Annotated in this window: 17 protein-coding genes and 1 pseudogene; 4 read left to right on the top strand and 14 right to left on the bottom strand. The window is 34.4% G+C overall.

The window, feature by feature from the left end; translation table 11 throughout:
- Positions 1–33: 33 nt before the first annotated feature.
- From SAGCYANO_RS13070 to SAGCYANO_RS13010, 14 genes are all read right to left on the bottom strand, one after another.
- The gene (locus SAGCYANO_RS13070; protein WP_202220483.1) at positions 34–1,050 is read right to left on the bottom strand and encodes a serine/threonine-protein kinase; all 1,017 of its coding nucleotides are present in this window, start codon (positions 1,048–1,050) and stop codon (positions 34–36) included.
- A 223-nt stretch (positions 1,051–1,273) separates the two neighbouring features.
- On the bottom strand, positions 1,274–1,852 hold the full coding sequence (locus SAGCYANO_RS13065; protein WP_202220482.1) for a hypothetical protein: 579 nt from the start codon (positions 1,850–1,852) through the stop codon (positions 1,274–1,276).
- A 150-nt stretch (positions 1,853–2,002) separates the two neighbouring features.
- On the bottom strand, positions 2,003–2,986 hold the full coding sequence (locus SAGCYANO_RS13060; RefSeq protein ID WP_202220481.1) for a serine/threonine-protein kinase: 984 nt from the start codon (positions 2,984–2,986) through the stop codon (positions 2,003–2,005).
- A 56-nt stretch (positions 2,987–3,042) separates the two neighbouring features.
- Positions 3,043–3,459 carry a protein kinase gene (locus SAGCYANO_RS13055; protein ID WP_202220480.1) on the bottom strand — a complete coding sequence of 139 codons (417 nt, stop codon included), beginning with the start codon at positions 3,457–3,459 and terminating at the stop codon, positions 3,043–3,045.
- Positions 3,460–3,532: 73 nt separating this feature from the next.
- The gene (locus SAGCYANO_RS44660) at positions 3,533–3,790 is read right to left on the bottom strand and encodes a hypothetical protein (RefSeq protein WP_237396124.1); all 258 of its coding nucleotides are present in this window, start codon (positions 3,788–3,790) and stop codon (positions 3,533–3,535) included.
- A 209-nt stretch (positions 3,791–3,999) separates the two neighbouring features.
- Positions 4,000–5,229 carry a serine/threonine-protein kinase gene (locus tag SAGCYANO_RS13045; protein WP_237396127.1) on the bottom strand — a complete coding sequence of 410 codons (1,230 nt, stop codon included), beginning with the start codon at positions 5,227–5,229 and terminating at the stop codon, positions 4,000–4,002.
- 205 nt (positions 5,230–5,434) lie between these two features.
- Positions 5,435–7,264 (bottom strand): serine/threonine-protein kinase, encoded by a 1,830-nt coding sequence (locus SAGCYANO_RS13040; RefSeq protein WP_202220478.1) that lies wholly within the window; start codon positions 7,262–7,264, stop codon positions 5,435–5,437.
- 73 nt (positions 7,265–7,337) lie between these two features.
- Positions 7,338–8,891 carry a protein kinase gene (locus SAGCYANO_RS13035; protein ID WP_237396126.1) on the bottom strand — a complete coding sequence of 518 codons (1,554 nt, stop codon included), beginning with the start codon at positions 8,889–8,891 and terminating at the stop codon, positions 7,338–7,340.
- Entirely contained in the window at positions 8,876–9,112 is a 237-nt protein-coding gene (locus SAGCYANO_RS44655; protein WP_237396123.1) for a hypothetical protein, read from the bottom strand. Before SAGCYANO_RS44655 ends, SAGCYANO_RS13035 begins: the two co-directional genes overlap by 16 nt.
- Before the next feature lie 374 nt (positions 9,113–9,486).
- Positions 9,487–9,711: a hypothetical protein gene (locus tag SAGCYANO_RS13030; protein ID WP_202220477.1), complete on the bottom strand. Its 225-nt coding sequence runs from the start codon at positions 9,709–9,711 to the stop codon at positions 9,487–9,489.
- 86 nt (positions 9,712–9,797) lie between these two features.
- On the bottom strand, positions 9,798–9,938 hold the full coding sequence (locus tag SAGCYANO_RS13025) for a hypothetical protein (RefSeq protein ID WP_202220476.1): 141 nt from the start codon (positions 9,936–9,938) through the stop codon (positions 9,798–9,800).
- 207 nt (positions 9,939–10,145) lie between these two features.
- Entirely contained in the window at positions 10,146–10,796 is a 651-nt protein-coding gene (locus SAGCYANO_RS13020; protein WP_202220475.1) for a hypothetical protein, read from the bottom strand.
- Positions 10,797–11,317: 521 nt separating this feature from the next.
- Positions 11,318–11,620 carry a hypothetical protein gene (locus SAGCYANO_RS13015; RefSeq protein WP_202220474.1) on the bottom strand — a complete coding sequence of 101 codons (303 nt, stop codon included), beginning with the start codon at positions 11,618–11,620 and terminating at the stop codon, positions 11,318–11,320.
- Positions 11,621–11,782: 162 nt separating this feature from the next.
- Positions 11,783–12,421 (bottom strand): hypothetical protein, encoded by a 639-nt coding sequence (locus SAGCYANO_RS13010; protein WP_202220473.1) that lies wholly within the window; start codon positions 12,419–12,421, stop codon positions 11,783–11,785.
- Between the two features lie 304 nt (positions 12,422–12,725).
- On the opposite strand from SAGCYANO_RS13010, the gene leuS reads away from it, so the two are divergent.
- From leuS to SAGCYANO_RS12995, 4 genes and pseudogenes are all read left to right on the top strand, one after another.
- Positions 12,726–15,515 carry a leucine--tRNA ligase gene (leuS, locus tag SAGCYANO_RS13005; RefSeq protein ID WP_202220472.1) on the top strand — a complete coding sequence of 930 codons (2,790 nt, stop codon included), beginning with the start codon at positions 12,726–12,728 and terminating at the stop codon, positions 15,513–15,515.
- Between the two features lie 235 nt (positions 15,516–15,750).
- Complete coding sequence (locus SAGCYANO_RS13000; RefSeq protein ID WP_202220471.1) at positions 15,751–16,263, top strand: HEAT repeat domain-containing protein; 513 nt, start codon at positions 15,751–15,753, stop codon at positions 16,261–16,263.
- A 15-nt stretch (positions 16,264–16,278) separates the two neighbouring features.
- Positions 16,279–16,470 (top strand): annotated as a pseudogene (locus tag SAGCYANO_RS50250) (hypothetical protein); the annotation flags it as partial.
- Positions 16,471–17,595: 1,125 nt separating this feature from the next.
- Positions 17,596–18,675, top strand: a complete 1,080-nt coding sequence (locus SAGCYANO_RS12995; RefSeq protein WP_202220501.1) for a TrkA family potassium uptake protein — start codon at positions 17,596–17,598, stop codon at positions 18,673–18,675.
- Positions 18,676–18,679 lie beyond the last annotated feature (4 nt).

Raw genomic sequence — 18,679 nt, 5'->3', positions numbered from 1 at the left:
GGGGACTTACGGCTAAAAAGTTAATTGTTGAAGCTATCTTCGACGATTCAAACATTCTTTTTTGTTTTTAACTTGAACTTGTTCTTTTCCGTCATTAAATTCTTCTATTTGAGTAATTGGTTGATTTAGTTGAATATTATAAGCTCTGAACATAGTAAGACCAGCACCCCAAATTGCCAGAAAACTAAGAGTACTTGTCAATGCTATTTTAGTAAACTTTCGTGTTTGAGAAGGGGCTAATACTTTTAAGGGAATTAAAGCATCAAGAGCTAATTCTGCTGATGAATACCTATCTTTATAATTGGGTTGTACCATTTTTTCTAGCCAGGCAATAAAATCTTGACTGAGATTTTTTACTTGCTGCTGAAAATTAATTTTTCCCATGTCATCCATGAGACTACCTACTTCTGTTGCGGGGGTATTTGTTAATAAACAAATTAATGTTGCACCGAGACTATATAAGTCTGATGCTGTTGTTAATTCGCGATTAAACATTTGTTCTGGAGGCATAAATCCTAATGTACCTTTGACTACGCTACTAACAGCAACTTCTCCTCCTCCCATTCTGGCAAAACCAAAGTCTACTAGGCTAATGTTCATCTGGTCATCTACTAGAATATTTTCTGGTTTTAAGTCTCTATGAATGACAGGTGGAATTCTGTTTTGGAGGTATTTAAGAATTTCTAGAACTGAAATTGCTATTTGTTTAATTTGTTGGGGTTGCCATTTTTGAGAGGTTGCTAAATTTGCTAAAGAAATAGCGTTTTTATATTCTTGTACCATACAAAAACCTGATGGTGTTTGGAAAGAGTCTAAGTAGTGGGGAATGTTGGGATGGTCTAGTGTTTTTAATACTTGAACTTCTCTTTCATAAGCTTGATATTCTGACCAATGCGCTCCAGTCGTAGCAAATTGAAATTGTTTAACTACTACTGTTTTTTGGGTGTTAATTTCTGTGGCAAGATAAGTTACTCTTCCACCTGCACGGTTGTGTCCGAGTTCTTCGATTATTTGATAGCCGTAGTTGGAAAAATTGGGGTAGTTGTTCATAGTAATTAGTAGGTTTTTAGGGAACAGAAAATAGGAAATAATTAAATTATAGAATCAGATTCCAGAAGGCTATATTTTGATTATGGTTTAATTAAGTTTGGCTTAGATTTCCTGTATTTAGAAGTTATTTTGAGAGGTTTGGATATTAAATAAATTAGAGGTATTAGAGTAACAGAAAGAGAGGCGATCGCTCCTCCTACTAAGACTAAAATCTCTCTTAAAGTTAGGCAATGTAGTACAGATATGACTTGATGAAAAATAAAAAAATTGTACCTAAGCTAAAGTAAAATCCTATTGTCGAAAAACATATAAGTCCTTTTTCTTCAGAAAAGGCAGAGGATAATTTATCAAAATTGTTTTCAGTTATAATTCCAGTTATTTCGTTTGTTCTAAATTGATATTTATCTCGTGCTAGTACATTTAAAACATAAGCTACTATCGGTATTATAGTTATCCAAGATAGTTGGATTAATGCTTGCAAAGAGTAAAGAGTGACAAAATGGAAAAAATCTTGTGCTGGACTTATATCAAAATGATTAGACACCAAGAAATTTGAGCCAAGTGCTACCCAAATACTTAATGTTATTATCAGACTAACAAGACCAAGTATTAAAATTTTAGCAGTAGTACTTATCTTATTCAATAAACCAGATATTGCGATAGGTATTACTGATAACAAAATAAATAGAGGATTTAATTTTAATAATATAAAACTGCTAAATATACAAGGGAACATCAGTACAAACTGACCAAAAAAGAACATGAAGTTAGGTATCAATTTAGGCACACTACCAGTTTTCACCTGAATATTTATCTTCTGAGTTTCTGAAGCTGAATTATTATGTAAAAATATCTCCCTTTTATGAATTTCATTTTCTACTAACTTACTGGTATCTACTGTAATTTCACACCCTATATGATTGCCTTCAAATTTCTGAGGTGAAAATGAAATTCAACTATGGTAATAAGGAGTATGAGGAGGGTCACTTACATGGGGAGCTACTTCCCATCTACCAGATAAAATTGTCTCTGGAATCGGATTACTAACTGTTATTGTCTTTGTTAATTTTTCTCCCCATATATTGCCAGTAAATTCTAGATTTTCCTGACTAATTCTGACTTTTGGTAAACGATTTACATCTAAAGGTTGAAGAGTGGCTAAAGCTACCTCAGCATTTTGATATCTATCAGTATATTTTGGTTCTGCCATCTTTTCCAACCAATTAATCCACCCCCTTTGTAATGGTGGAATTAAATGACGGAAAATTATCCGATAATTCGCATCAATTAAATTTCCAATATCTCCAGATTTTATCCCCGTCAATAAACAAATTAATGTAGCACCAAGACTATATAAATCTGAAGCTGTTGTTAACCGACGATTAAACATTTGTTCGGGAGACATAAATCCCATCGTACCTTTCACAACACTACTTGCTGCTATTTCTCCTCCTCCCATTCTGGCAAAACCAAAGTCTACTAAGTAAACATTTAACTGCTCATCAATTAAAATATTTTCTGGTTTTATATCTCGATGAATAACAGGTTGTGGTTGACTTTGTAAATAGACCAAAATTTCCAAAACTGAAATAGCAATCTGTTTAATTTCTTGAGGTTGCCACTGACGATAAATTACGGCTGATTCTGCATTAATATATTCTTGAATCATGCAGAAACCGTCGTTAGTTTGAAAAGAATCTAAGTATTTAGGAATTCCTGGATGATTGAGACTTTTTAATACTGCAATTTCTTGAGAGTAGGCATCATATTCTGCCCAAGTTGCTCCTAATTTGGCAAATTGAAATTGTTTAATAACTACCTTTTTTTGAGTATGAATATTTTCAGCTAGATAAGTAACTCGCCCACCCATATTATTGTGTCCGAGTTCTCTAATTATTTGATAGCCCTGGTCAGAAAAATTGGGGTAATTATTCATAGGTTTTTGGTAGATTTTTAAGGAACACAAAGTCGCTAAATTATTGGATATTTTGCCTATTTAATATCTCTATGAATCACAGGTTGTGGTTGATTTTGTAGATAGACTAAAATTTCTAAAATCGAAATAGCAATTTGCTTAATTTCTTGGGGTTGCCACATTAGAAAAGTCCCAGCAGATTCCGCATTAATATATTCTTGAATCATGCAGAAACCATCGGCAGTTTGAAAAGAATCTAAGTATTGAGGAATCCCTGGATGATTGAGACTTTTTAATACAGCTATTTCTTGAGAGTAGGCATCATATTCTGCCCAAGTTGCTCCTAGTTTGGCAAATTGAAATTGTTTAATAACTACGTTTTTGTGAGTCTTGATGTTTTTGGCTAGATAAGTGACTCGCCCACCAATATTATTGTGACCAAGTTCTCTAATTATTTGATAGCCCTGGTCAGAAAAATTGGAGTAATTATTCATGGGTTTTTAGTAGGTTTTAAGGAACACGAAGTTGCTAAATTATTGGAGATTTTTCCTAATACTTACATTGTGATTATGGTTTAATTAAGTTTGGCTCTGCTTTTCTGTATTTAAAAAATGTTTTGATAGGTTTGGATAGTAAGTAAATTAGGGGTATTAGAGTAGCAGAAAGAGAGGCGATCGCTACTCCTGATGAGACTAAAATTTCTCCTAAAGTAAAGCAGTGTAGTTGAGGAATGACTTCAGAAAAAATCTTAAAAGTTATAACTAAGCTAAACTCAAGTCCTATTGCTAAAAGAAATATAAGTATTTGTTCTGTTTTGGAGAACAATCTACCTATCTTGTTTTTAGGTATTATTATTAATTTAATTGTTCTTTTTAACGCATACAAATATATCCAAGCTAAAAGATACGAAACTCCTACTATGCTTGTAACTAGAAATAATATCTCCCAATATCCTAGAACATCTGGGTCTACATCAGGTGGTCCCTCATCGAAAGTCTCCAATACAAACAATATAAAAGTTATAAGAAATATTTTCAAAAAATACCAAAAATTATTATGCCTTTAACAATTTTATTGTTGGTGTAAGTAAATAAAGCACATACTCCTATACATATTAATTCCCACAAAAAAAATCCACGATAGTATCCTAATAAATTAAAAATGTAAAATATAAACATTGCCACAACAAAGCGACAAAAAAAGAATATGAAAATGGAGCTAGCTTCTAATTTAGGCACAGTACCAGTTTTCACCTCAACATTTATAGTTTCAATTTCTGATGCTGAATTATTATGCAAAAATATCTCCCTTTTATGAATTTCATTTTCTACTAACTTACTGGTATCTACTGTAATTTTACACTCTACATTATTGCCTTCAAATTTCTGAGATGAAAATGAAATCCAACTATGGTCATAAGGAGTATGAGGAGGGTCGCTTACATGGGGAGCAACTTCCCACCTACCAGATAAAATTGTCTCTGGAATTGGATTACTAATCTGTATAATACCTATTAATTTTTCTCCCCATTTATCACTAGAAAATTCTAGATTTTCCTGACTAATTCTGACTTTCGGTAAACGGTTAACATCTAAAGGTCGAAGAACAGCTAAAGCCTCCTCAGCATTTTCATATCTATCAGTATATTTTGGTTCTGCCATCTTTTCCAACCAATTAATCCACCCCCTTTGTAATGGTGGAATTAAATGACGGAAAATTATCCGATAATTCGCATCAATTAAATTTCCAATATCTCCAGATTTTATCCCCGTCAATAAACAAATTAATGTAGCACCAAGACTATATAAATCTGAAGCTGTTGTTAACCGACGATTAAACATTTGTTCGGGAGACATAAATCCCATCGTACCTTTCACAACACTACTTGCTGCTATTTCTCCTCCTCCCATTCTGGCAAAACCAAAGTCTACTAAGTAAACATTTAACTGCTCATCAATTAAAATATTTTCTGGTTTTATATCTCGATGAATAACAGGTTGTGGTTGACTTTGTAAATAGACCAAAATTTCCAAAACTGAAATAGCAATCTGTTTAATTTCTTGAGGTTGCCACTGACGATAAATTACGGCTGATTCTGCATTAATATATTCTTGAATCATGCAGAAACCGTCGTTAGTTTGAAAAGAATCTAAGTATTTAGGAATTCCTGGATGATTGAGACTTTTTAATACTGCAATTTCTTGAGAGTAGGCATCATATTCTGCCCAAGTTGCTCCTAATTTGGCAAATTGAAATTGTTTAATAACTACCTTTTTTTGAGTATGAATATTTTCAGCTAGATAAGTAACTCACCCACCCATATTATTGTGTCCGAGTTCCCTAATTATTTGATAGCCTTGGTCAGAAAAAATCGGGTAATTATTCATGGGTTTTTAGTGTTTTTTTAGAGGAACAGGGAATAGAAAGCAATTAAGTTTTTATATTAGTTTCCAAGTCGTTATATTTTGATTATGCTTTGATTAAGTTTGCCTCTGCTTTTCTGTATTTATAAATTATTTTTGTCGGTTTGGATAGTAAGTAAATTAGGGGTCTTAAAGTAGCATAAAGAGAGGCGATCGCTACTCCTGCTGAGACTAAAATTTCTCCTAAAGTAAAGCAGTGTAGTTGAAGAATGATTTCAGAAAAAATCTTAAAAGTTATAACTAAGCTAAAGTCTAGTCCTATTGTTAAAATAGCTATAAGTCCTTTTTTTCTTTTGGAGAACAATTGACCTATCTTGTCTTTAGGTATTTTTATTAATTTCATTGTTTCTGCCAATATCAACAAATACAGCTTGACTGGGCCAGACAAAATTACTGATACAATATACCAACCTAGTATATTTCCAAATAATAAACCCAAGGACTCTACTAGACTGAATACCGTTTCTATACCAAGAACGATGGCAAACATTCTCATAACTATTGTAATTATGATATATAAAGCACCAAAAAATATAATGCCTTTAACAACTAGGTTGTTTATGGAATTAAATAAAGATACTGCTATACATATTACTGCTATGCATATTACTGCCCAAACAAATAGAAGATTGAATTGCAATAAATTCAAACTGAAAAATATAAACACTGCCACGAAAAAGCGAGCAAAAAAGAACTCCAAAATGGAGTCAGCTTCTAATTTAGGCACAGTACCAGTTTTCACCTCAACATTTATAGTTTCAATTTCTGACGCTGAATTACTGTGTAAAAAAATCTCTCTTCTATAGATTTTATTTTTGACTAACTTACTGGTATTGACTATAATTTTACACTCTACATTATTGCCTTCAAATTTCTGAGATGAAAATGAAATCCAACTATGGTCATAAGGAGTATGAGGAGGGTCACTTACATGAGGAGCAACTTCCCACCTACCAGATAAAATTGTCTCTGGAATTGGATTACTAACTGTGATTGTTTTTGTTAATTTTTGTCCCCATACATTGCCAGTAAATTCTAGATTTCCCTGACTAATTCTAACTTTCGGTAAACGATTAACATCTAAAGGTCTCAGAACAGCTAAAGCCGCCTTAGCATTTTCATATCTATCAGTAGGTTTCGGTTCTACCATCTTCTCCAACCAATTAATCCACCCCCTTTGTAATGGTGGAACTAAATGACGAAAAATAATCCGATAATTCGCATCTATTAAATTGCCAATATCCCCAGATTTTATCCCTGTTAATAAACAAATTAATGTAGCACCGAGACTATATAAATCTGATGCTTTTGTTAATTGACGATTAAACATTTGTTCGGGAGACATAAATCCCATCGTACCTTTAACAACACTACTTGCTGCTATTTCTCCTCCTCCCATTCTGGCAAAACCAAAGTCTACTAAATAAACATTTAACTGCTCATCAATTAAAATATTTTCCGGTTTAATATCTCGATGAATAACAGATTGTGGTTGATTTTGTAGATAGACTAAAATTTCTAAAATCGAAATAGCAATTTGTTTAATTTCTTGGGGTTGCCACTGACGAAAAATTTGAGCAGATTCTGCATTAATATATTCTTGAATCATGCAGAAACCATCAGCAGTTTGAAAAGAATCTAAGTATTGAGGAATACTTGGATGCTGGAGACTTTTTAAGACTTCAATTTCTTGAGAGTATGCATCATATTCTGCCCAAGTTGCTCCTAGTTTGGCAAATTGAAATTGTTTAATAACTACCTTTTTGTGAGTATGGATATTTTCAGCTAGATAAGTAACTCGCCCACCAATATTATTGTGACCAAGTTCTCTAATTATTTGATAGCCTTGGTCAGAAAAATCAGGGTAATTGTTCATAGGTTTTTGGTAGATTTCAAGGAAAATAAAGTAGTTAAATTATCGGATATTTTTCCTAATACTTACATTTTGATTATGGTTTAATTAAGTTTGGCTGAGATTTTCTGTATTTATAAAACATTTTAGCAGGTTTGAATAATAAGTAAATTAGGGGTATTAGAGTCACAGCAAGAGAGGCGATCGCTACTCCTCCTGAGAGTAAAATTTCTCCTAAAGTAAAGCAGTGTAGTTGAGGAATGACTTCATAAAAAATATTAAAGTTCATAATTAAGCTAAAGTCTAGTCCTATTGTTAAAAGAGTTATAACTTTTTTTTCTTTAGAGAACAATTGACTTATTAACAATTGACCTATCTCGTTTTTAGAAATTATTAATTCAACTGTTTTTGCCAATATAAACAAATACAGCAAAACTAAAAAATACGGAATTACGCCTATTATGAACATTGCTATAGCTAGTGGTTCAAATATAGAGCTGAACATATAATAGACAAGACCAAAAAGTATTATGAATTTAACAATATCGTTTTTTGTAACATTAACTATTGAAGGAACCAAACAATATACTCCTATATGTATTATTGCCAACCAAATAAATACAGGATTGAATTGCAATAAACTAAACCCGTAAAATATAACCACTGCCACAACAAAGCGACAAAAAAAGAACATGAAAATTGAGCTAGCTTCTAATTTAGGCACACTAGCAGTTTTCACCTGAATATTTATCTTCAGGGTTTCTGATGCTGAATTATTATGTAAAAATATCTTCCTTTTATGAATTTCATTTTCTACTAACTTACTGGTATCTACTGTAATTTCACACTTGACATTATTACCTTCAAATTTCTGAGGTGAAAATGAAATCCAACTATGGTCATAAGGAGTATGAGGAGGGTCACTTACATGGGGAGCAACTTCCCAATTACCAGATATAATTGTCTCTGGAATTGGGTTACTAACTCTTGTTGTTTCTGTTAATTTTTCTCCCCATTGATCGCTAGCAAATTCTATATTTTCTTGACTAATTATGACTTTCGGTAAACTACTAACATTTAAAGGTCGAAGAATAGCTAAAGCTGCCTCAGCATTTTTATATCTATCAGTATATTTTGGTTCTGCCATCTTTTCCAACCAATTAATCCAACCTCTTTCTAATGGTGGAACTAAATGACGAAAAATTATCCGATAATTCGCATCAATTAAATTGCCAATATCTACTGATTTTATTCCTGTTAATAAACAAATTAATGTGGCACCAAGACTATATAAATCTGAACTTATTGTTAATTCCCGATTAAACATTTGTTCGGGAGACATAAATCCCATCGTACCTTTCACAACACTACTTGCTGCTATTTCTCCTCCTCCCATTCTGGCAAAACCAAAGTCTACTAAGTAAACATTTAACTGCTCATCAATTAAAATATTTTCTGGTTTTATATCTCGATGAATAACAGGTTGTGGTTGACTTTGTAAATAGACCAAAATTTCCAAAACTGAAATAGCAATCTGTTTAATTTCTTGAGGTTGCCACTGACGATAAATTACGGCTGATTCTGCATTAATATATTCTTGAATCATGCAGAAACCGTCGTTAGTTTGAAAAGAATCTAAGTATTTAGGAATTCCTGGATGATTGAGACTTTTAATACTGCAATTTCTTGAGAGTAGGCATCATATTCTGCCCAAGTTGCTCCTAATTTGGCAAATTGAAATTGTTTAATAACTACCTTTTTTTGAGTATGAATATTTTCAGCTAGATAAGTAACTCGCCCACCCATATTATTGTGTCCGAGTTCTCTAATTATTTGATAGCCCTGGTCAGAAAAATTGGGGTAATTATTCATGGGTTTTTAGTAGATTTTTAAGGAACACAAAGCAGTTAAATTATTGGATATACTTCCTGATAATGATATTTCGATTATCATTTCCTTTACGGGTTTAATACCCCACCGTTTATACAGTACTCAAAATTATTTGGGATTAGAATCAATAAGCAATTTTCCCTTCTGCATCCCCCCTTTCAAAGGGGGGTAGGGGGGATACCTTCTGCCTTCTTCAAGCCTTAATTAATTTTGGCTCAGATTTTTGAGTTAGCTATTATTTTCATAAATTTTAATTTTACATAAAATAGGAGTATTAGAGTAACAGAAAGAGAAGCGATCGCTACTCCAAATAATAGTTCTATTAGAAATAAAAGTATGGTTTATCAGTTGTCAGTTCAAGATGATTTTTTTTGACTACCGATAATGGAGTTTATAAACTTTTCAAAGCCACTACTGTAAGAAGTTTGTTGAGAAATAATCATCCAACATTGAGAAAATGCAGGTTTACTGAAACTTGCTTTGATAGCTGACTCCCAAATTTTCCATAGTTTTCTATCTATCAATTTTAAGTCATGGTACAAAGAATATTCTTCAAAACATAAATCGAAATACAGCCACATATAACGGAGAATTTTGATTCTTTCTGCTCTATCTAAATAATTTACGTCAAAATTGGCAGATAAAACACTTTCAGGTAAGTTCCCAATTATTTCTTGATATCTTTTGTATATTCGCCAATATTCGCTACTAAAAGTTGTTTTTTAACACCTTTATTCTGTGACCAAATACTGAATAAAGATATAACTAGAGCAGTAGTGGCAATAATGTCGCTTGGATTGAGTTTCATAATTTACCTATAGATTAATAAAGACAATTATAAGCTGGAATAACTATTATTTTCTCTAACGTAGAAGAAAGCATAAGTTTGAAGGATTTTGCTCAGTTTCGATTTTTACTTGTTCGGCAAAATGTTCAAGGGTTCGTGGAGACCAAAATTTATTTCTAGAAAATTTTATAATATGATTTTCAAGATTACTTTCTTTGAAAAAGAAAACTACAAAAAACAGGCAAAAGCAAAACAGTCAAAAGCAAAAGAGTTTTTAGTATTATCAGTGGTTGTAATAATACAAACTATACTTAGAATAGCTTGTACTAGCTTCCCTAAGTATTTTAAAAATGAAGCCAAAAATTCCTGCTTTTTGTAGTCAGGTTGGTTCATTTCAGTTGAGCAAAAATTACAGCTTTCTTGAGTACATCCTAATCCTTTGCGAATAAAATATGCTACAACAGCAGAACAATTATTTTTTCTGGTATGATATTGGCTTTCATATTCTGGTAAATCATTGTTTATATACCATCTATAAAATTCCCTAATTCGAGCTTCATTTAAGCCTAAAATTTTAATCTTGCTATCAGGTTTACGACCTCTTTTATCACAATCTTCATTAAAAGAAATCCATTCGGCTTTTGTAGTAAAATTATTTCCTAGAGTATACTGCTTTGAAGTATCTTTATTGTTTAACTTTGACCTAGAATTACTATGATTTTCAACCGTTTGAGGGCGATGGCTTATGTAAATTTCATCTTCTGGGTTTTCATCATCAAAAACTAACATCGAAGCATGACCTACGTTAAACCCAAAAATAGCATTATATCCAGTAAACTGAGGAAGTTTACCTCGCCAGATATTAATAATTACTGTCATAATATTTACCTCCTGTAAATAATATTTTACAGAAATACTATTTTCTCCTACCCAAACGCCAGCATAAATTTGAAGGATTTTGCTCAGTTTCCATTTTTACTTTTTCCGCAAAATTTTCGAGAGTTCGTGGAGACCAGAATTGATTTTTTTATAGGAAAAATTTAACAGACAAGCTTCAAGATTAAAAACTGAAAATGGATAAGTTAGGAATGCAATTACCAATATAATAAGAAATAAAATAGTCTTCAAAACTAAAGAATATGAATAAATGTAAATCAAAAGCCAAAATACTATACAACTCAATTGTAAAAATGCACAAAATCCCTGTATTTTCCAGTCAGGTTGATTCCTTTCAGCAAAACAAAATTTACAGATTTTGTTGTCAGGACATTTTAATCCCTTGCGAATAAAATATACGACAACTGAACAACAGTTATTTTTTCTACTATGGTACTGACTTTCTGATTCTGTTAAATTGTTACTTATATATCTTTCGTGAAAATATTTAATTTTAGATTCATTTAGACCTGAAATAATAATCTGATTATCAGGTTGACGTTTTCTGCGATCGCAATCTTCATCAAAGGAAATTGTCTCAGCTTTTGGAGTAAAATTTTTTCTAAAAAATACTTCTTATCTGTATCTTTGCCGAAGTTATTTTGAGGATTTATTGTTTGAGGGCGATGACTTATATAGATTTTATCTTTGGGGTTTTTATCGTTAATAATTAACATCGAAGCATGACCTACATTTAAACCAAAAATAGCATTATACCCAGTACGTTGAGGAAGTTCGCCTTTCCATATATTAATTACTACTGTCATAATATTTATCTCACGTAAAAAATATTGAATAGTTAGATAATTTCAAATAAATACCTAAAATGATAATTTTGAGAATAAAAAACTCTTCAAATTCTAGTATTTAACATACAACTTCACTAACCCAAATTGTGGTATTTTGACATTCTTTATTAGTCATTTTTTTCACTTTTTCAGCAAAATTTTCAAGAGTTCGGGCTGACCAAAATTTATTGTCACTAAAAAATTTATAATACGTGCCATATTAATGTTAGTCACTTGCATAGTTTCATCTATTATGCTACCAGAAGCAACATTAAAAAATTCTGGTGTATTCTCTTCAGCAGAACAAAAATTGCAACATTCCTGCTCAGGACATTTTAATCCCTTACGAATAAAATACGCTACAACAGCACAACAATTATTTTTTCTAACATGATATTGACTTTCATATTCTGGTAAATCATTGTTGAAATACCATTTATAAAACTCCCTAATTCGATATTCATGTAAGCCTAAAATTTTAATCTGGCTATCAGGTTTACGCCCTCTTTTATCACAATCTTCATCAAAAGAAATCCATTCTGCTTTTGGAGTAAAACTATCTCCTAAAGCATACTGCTTTGAAGTGTCTTTGTTATTAAACTTTGCCTTAGAGTTTCCAGAATATGTTATTTGAGGACGATGACTAATATAAATTTTATCTTTTGGATTTTCATCATTAATTACTAACATCGAACCATGACCAACATTCAATCCGTAGATAGCATTCCACACAGTAAACTGAGGAAGTTCACCTAACCAAATATTAACTATAACTGTCATAATATTTAACTCCTTCAGAAAAAATTACAAAATTAACATTGTTTTACCTGAAGCATCTAGATAATAATTCAATATATCCAATTCCAAAATTAGAAAACAGGGAAAAAATATTAAGAGACTCACTACAACTTTTCCTAACTGCTGAAACTGCCAATAATATTCCCACAACCAACAAAATTTATCACCTTTCCGCACTTTCTATATTACACTCCGTATTATAATGTAACCATGAATTCTCAACGTCGGGAATTATGCAAAAATAATCAAGAAAACAAGACTATCGAAAATAATACGGAGAAAAACTGTGGACTCCAAATATAACCCTGTATCCATTGAACAAAAGTGGCAAAAAATCTGGACCGAACAAAACCAAAACAAAACCCCTACAGACAAGAATAAACAAAAATTCTACGCTCTATCCATGTTCCCCTACCCATCCGGGAACTTACACATGGGTCATGTTCGTAACTACACAATCACCGATGTCATTGCCCGACTCAAACGGATGCAAGGTTATCGTGTCCTGCACCCCATGGGTTGGGACGCATTTGGACTACCAGCAGAAAACGCAGCCATTGACCGTGGCATCCCACCCGCCCAATGGACCTACCAAAATATCGCCCAAATGAAAGAACAACTAAGACGTTTGGGTTTCTCCATCGACTGGGAAAAAGAAGTCGCCACCTGCTCCCCCGAATACTACCGTTGGACCCAATGGATATTCCTTCAATTTTTCCAAGCAGGTCTCGCTTATCAAAAAGAGTCCGCCGTTAACTGGGACCCCATCGACCAAACCGTACTTGCCAACGAACAAGTAGATGGCGAAGGTCGTTCCTGGCGTTCCGGGGCAAAAGTCGAACGTAAATTGTTGCGTCAGTGGTTCTTCAAAATTACCGACTACGCCGAACAACTCCTCAATGATTTGGACAAATTGCCTGGTTGGCCAGAAAGAGTTAAAACCATGCAGGCCAACTGGATAGGTAAATCTGTCGGTGCTTACCTCGAATTTCCCATAGTCGGTATGGATAAAAAAATCGGTGTCTTTACCACCAGACCCGATACAGTCTACGGCGTTAGTTACGTTGTCTTAGCTCCCGAACATCCTTTGACCGCACAGGTGACAACCCCAGAACAACAAACTACCGTCGAAACCTTTATTCAAGAAGTAGCTGCCGAAAGTGAACTAGAACGCACCGCTGAAGACAAACCAAAACGTGGCGTTCCCACTGGTGGCAAAGCTATCAACCCATTTAATAACCAAGAAATTCCCATCTGGATCGCCGACTATGTACTCTATGAATATGGTACAGGTGCAGTTATGGGAGTACCCGCTCACGATGTACGAGACTACCAGTTTGCCAAACAATACGATCTACCCATTACAAATGTCATTGTGCCAGATGATTCGGATAATGATGACTGGGAACTTACAGATGCTTATACCGATATTGGCGTCATGGTCAACTCCGGTCCGTTTAATGGTCAAAAATCTACTGTCGCCAAAAAAGCAATTATTGAACTTGCAGAAGATGAAGGTTATGGGGAAGGTCGCGTACAATATCGTTTGCGAGATTGGTTAATTTCTAGACAACGTTATTGGGGCGCACCAATACCTATTATTCATTGTCCGAACTGTGGTGCTGTACCTGTACCAGATGAAGATTTGCCTGTGAAATTGCCAGAAAGTGTGGAATTTTCTGGTCGTGGTCCGTCACCCTTGGCAAAATTGTCAGATTGGGTAAATGTTCCTTGTCCGAGTTGTGGGACTCCAGCAAAACGGGAAACGGATACCATGGATACTTTTATTGATTCGTCTTGGTATTATTTGCGTTATCCAGATGCAACGAACGAACAACAGGTGTTTGACTCGGAAGTGGTAAATGACTGGTTGCCTGTAGACCAATATGTCGGTGGTATCGAACACGCAATTTTGCATTTGTTGTATTCCAGATTTTTTACAAAGGTTTTGCGCGACAGAGGTTTGTGCAATTTTGACGAACCATTCCAACGTTTGTTAACTCAAGGGATGGTACAAGGTATCACTTACAAAAATCCAGTTACGGGTAAATATATTCCCTCTGCTGATGTCAACCCGGAAGACCCGAAAGACCCGAAAACTGGAGACGAGTTGGAAGTCTTTTTTGAGAAGATGTCTAAATCTAAATATAACGGTGTCGATCCTTTAGATGTGATGTCAAAATATGGAGCTGATACCGCGCGGATGTTTATCTTATTTAAAGCTCCACCAGAAAAAGATTTAGAGTGGGATGATGCTGATGTACAAGGGCAGTTTCGTTTCCTCAACCGGGTGTGGTCTTTGGTAACGGAATTTTCTGCAAATCATAGTTTAAGTGAGTTGAAAGTAAAAAATAGCGGTATTACTCAAGCAGAGTTGAAAGAGTTGGGTTGGTCTCGGTATTTGATTACTGAAATTACGAAAAATCTTTCTGCTTTTAAACTTAAAAATGTGGTAAAAGTTTATGCTGCTGCTGATGTGAAAGCTGCAATAGAAGCAAAGTTTAATCATCCAGAAACTCAACAAGAGACTAGGAATGATTTACAGAAAGGGTTGAGTTGGATAGAAAGTAAGTTTGCTACAGAGTTAACTAAAGCAGAGAAAGATGTACGAAGGGCGGTACATATTGCTATTAAGGAAGTGACAGAAGATTTGGATGGAGATTATCAGTTTAATACTGCTGTTTCTGAGATGATGAAATTGAGTAACGCTCTTGCTGATGCTAGTTGCAAAGATTCGCCTATTTATGCAGAGGGTTTGGAAACTTTGTTGTTGTTGTTGGCGCCGTTTGCACCTCATATTATTGAGGAGTTGTGGCAAGTTGCTGGTAATTTTGGTTCGGTGCATACCCATTCTTGGCCTAAGTTTGACCCGGATGCTTTGGTTGTAGATGAAATTACGTTGGTGATTCAGATTAAGGGTAAAACTAGGGGAACTATTCAGGTGTCAGCACAAGCAGATAAGGCGACTTTGGAAAAGTTAGCGCGAGAGTCGGAAGTAGCGCAGCGTCATTTGGAAGGTAAGGAGATTAAAAAGGTAATTGTGGTGCCTGGAAAATTGGTTAATTTTGTGGTGTAGCAGAAGGAAGAAGGAACAAGGAAGAAGGAACAAGGAAGAAGGCGTTTAGTTATCTATCTGACTTCTGGCTTCATTAAGGTGGGGAGGTTTTATGCAACTTCCCTACTTATATATAGACTTGTTGCGAAATAAAACCTGAAAGTGCAACGCCGAAAATTCTGCGTTTTATCCATCAGTTTATGTTGCCATTAGTTTTACGCCAATATATTGAATTTTCATACAATGGAATGAGACAATGCTGAGTGATACAATTGATAAATACCTGAAATTATTCAAGGAAGCCCCAAATAATAATGTACGATCAAGAATTGGTGATGAAATGAGAAGAGAATTTCAGAACTCGCCTCCTTCAGTTGATGAGGTTATCCAGGAACTCGAAAAATATGCTTTAAATCCAAAGTATCCTGGTGCTTCGTTTGTAGTGAGGGCCACTTGGTATAATCTTTCACAAGATTATCTACCTATTCTTTGTCAAATCCTCAATAGTGAGAGTCATAATGGTCTTCACGAAAACGTTATTGAAATTTTGGATGAGTTGCGCGATGAAAGAGCTGTTCCGGCATTATCTAAAGCCTTGACCTACCGATGGTCGTATGATTTTGGGTTAAGTGTGCCAAAAAAAGCTCTTCTGGCACTAGCAGAATTTGAAACTCCTGAAACAATGATGATAATAAAAGAAGCCACGAAATCTTCTGAAGAGTTAATTCGCGACGATGCCAATCTGTTCTTAGAAAATTTGTCAGATTGATGAATCTAAAAGCAATTAGATGAAATCACCAAGGTGATTCAGATTAAGGGGAAAACCCGGGGAACTATTCAGGTATCAGCGCAAGCAGATAAAGCGACTTTGGAAAAGTTAGCGCGAGAGTCGGAAGTCGCACAGCGTCATTTGGAGGGTAAGGAGATTAAAAAGGTAATTGTAGTGCCTGGAAAATTAGTGAATTTTGTGGTGTAGCAGAAGGAAGAAGGAAGAAGGAAGAAGGAAGAAGGCGTTTAGTTATCTAGCAAAGAAGGAAGAATCTTCCGTTGTCTGAGTTTTAAGCTTTTGATATGTCCTAAGCTTTGCTGCGACTGCTATAGCTTGATTTATCAAACAGGATTGGGTCGCGCAACCCCGCTTTTTAAGGCGAAATATTTTTGAGGCGAAGCTCAAATCCTCTACTTCCCCTCCCCTCCAGGGAGGGGTTAGGGTGGGTTGGGAGGGGTTAGGAGTGGGTTAACTTCTGACTCTCTTGGTGCGCGTTCCCTCTCTTGGTCAGCATTCCCTTGCGTCTGACGCCGACGCGGGGTCTGACCGCTTCTGACTTCTAACTTCTAACTTCTGACTTCATTAAGGTAGGGAGGTTGTATGCAACTTCCCTAATTACCACAAAGTTATTGCAAATAATATCAAATCCCGTAGCATCGGTAAAATTCAAGTCCTCTAGGGGTTTGGAGACTAAACCACTACAAATCCTGAATTTTGACCATGAATGGCAATAGAAATTATATTACTCAGGACTTACGCAAAGGCACTATTTATAGAGTAAAGTAACTGTTGGACAATAGTTTTGAGGGCTATATATAGCGTATCTGCGTAAGTCCTATTACTTAGAAACCAAAGGATTTGATATAATTCTCTTCTGTCAGTTTCGGAAATGGCGATCGCTTATAGCGGTTTTCACAAAGGTAGACTACAAAAAAATATAAGTATGTTTGAAATTTGATAAGTTATATCAAATCCGTTTAATTCGGTATAAAAAAATGTTCCATCTTCAACAATTACCAAATATTTCCCCTACTCCCCTACTCCCCTACTCCCCTACTCCCCTACTCCCCGCTCCCCTACTCCCCTACTCCCCTACTCCCCTACTCCCCCTCCCCTACTCCCCGCTCCTCCAACTATATAATAAGTATTCAACCGGATTTGAAAAATGTTTTGCCAAAATGGTATTAGATTCAAGTAAACTTAATGATGTATTATTTATCCGCAGACCAAAGTCCTATACAAATATTTTTCACAGCAATTGTAATTCTTTCAATGTCTTCTTTTAAAAGCGGTGGCCACATAACTCCTTAAACAAAGTATGAAAAGAAAAAAATATCTAAAAATAAACTCAAGTTATGGCTTTTTCAGCAGTATCTGAAACTGCAAAGAATATGGATTTTTTTAGAGAAAGAAAACTTTATTCGTTTAGTTATTCTGATTGTCGCTATTGTTAGCGTGAGTACAGTCGGAATTTATCTAGTAGAACCTAATATTTCTTTAATCGATAGTCTATGGTGGACAATTGTTACTCTCACCACAGTCGGTTATGGTGATATTACTCCAACGACAACAATAGGTCGCCTAATTGCAGTAATTGATATGATTATTGGGATTGCGATTCTTGGTGTTTTTAGTGCTACGTTAGCTAGTATTTTAGTCGATAAAAAAATTAAGGATGATTTAGGTATGAACTCTTATCAATTTGAGAAGCATATTATTATTTGTGAATGGAATCACCGCGCCGAAACGATTATTAAAGAACTACGAAATGACCCAAAAATTCAGGAAAAACCTATTGTTTTAATTGCCGATATTGAACACAAACCTCTAGAAGATCGACATTTATTTTTTGTGAGAGGTCAAGTTTCAGATGAGACTTTAAATCGAGCCAACTTAAAAGAAGCAAAGACTGTTATTATTTTAGGAGATGATAAGTTAGATTACAACAATCGAGATGCAAAAGTAATTTTAGCAACTCTAACGGTTGAAAGTATTAATAGAAGTTCTTATACGATTGTTGAGTTAGTCAATAAATCCTATGTCCCCACTTGTAGACGAGCTAATGCAGATGAAATTATTGTCACAAGTCAATTAAGTAGTCAGTTAATTTCTAAAGCAGCTCTCAATCATGGTATTAGTGAAGCTGTTTCTGATATCTTAAGTTATGAATATGGAAGTCAACTTTATAAAGTTCCACTACCTAAATCAGAGGTAGGATTGAATTTTATTGATGTTTTTGTGCGGATGAAACAAACATATCAAGCGATTATAATTGCAATTCAAAGAGGAAAAGAAGGAAATGTAATTTCTAATCCTCCCTCTGAATATAAGTTCAATGAAAATGATTATTTGATTGTGATTGCGGCTAGTGAAAAAGCAGGCGGATTAAATAAAGAATTATCTGACACTTAGCGGG

The sequence above is a fragment of the Okeania sp. KiyG1 genome (genome assembly GCF_014132355.1).
GTDB lineage: Bacteria > Cyanobacteriota > Cyanobacteriia > Cyanobacteriales > Microcoleaceae > Okeania.
Note: the sequence above shows the minus strand (reverse complement) of the source record. Positions and strands in the feature narration are given on the sequence as shown.

Coding starts and splice junctions, on each gene's coding strand:
- SAGCYANO_RS13010 (WP_202220473.1), bottom strand. CDS start 12,421: ATGACAGTTATAGTTAATATTTGGTTAGGTGAACTTCCTCAGTTTACT.
- SAGCYANO_RS13055 (WP_202220480.1), bottom strand. CDS start 3,459: ATGAATAATTACTCCAATTTTTCTGACCAGGGCTATCAAATAATTAGA.
- SAGCYANO_RS44655 (WP_237396123.1), bottom strand. CDS start 9,112: ATGAATAATTACCCCAATTTTTCTGACCAGGGCTATCAAATAATTAGA.
- SAGCYANO_RS13015 (WP_202220474.1), bottom strand. CDS start 11,620: ATGACAGTAGTAATTAATATATGGAAAGGCGAACTTCCTCAACGTACT.
- SAGCYANO_RS13040 (WP_202220478.1), bottom strand. CDS start 7,264: ATGAACAATTACCCTGATTTTTCTGACCAAGGCTATCAAATAATTAGA.
- SAGCYANO_RS13060 (WP_202220481.1), bottom strand. CDS start 2,986: ATGAATAATTACCCCAATTTTTCTGACCAGGGCTATCAAATAATTAGA.
- SAGCYANO_RS13030 (WP_202220477.1), bottom strand. CDS start 9,711: ATGTGGCTGTATTTCGATTTATGTTTTGAAGAATATTCTTTGTACCAT.
- SAGCYANO_RS13070 (WP_202220483.1), bottom strand. CDS start 1,050: ATGAACAACTACCCCAATTTTTCCAACTACGGCTATCAAATAATCGAA.
- SAGCYANO_RS13020 (WP_202220475.1), bottom strand. CDS start 10,796: ATGACAGTAATTATTAATATCTGGCGAGGTAAACTTCCTCAGTTTACT.
- SAGCYANO_RS13000 (WP_202220471.1), top strand. CDS start 15,751: ATGCTGAGTGATACAATTGATAAATACCTGAAATTATTCAAGGAAGCC.
- SAGCYANO_RS13025 (WP_202220476.1), bottom strand. CDS start 9,938: ATGAAACTCAATCCAAGCGACATTATTGCCACTACTGCTCTAGTTATA.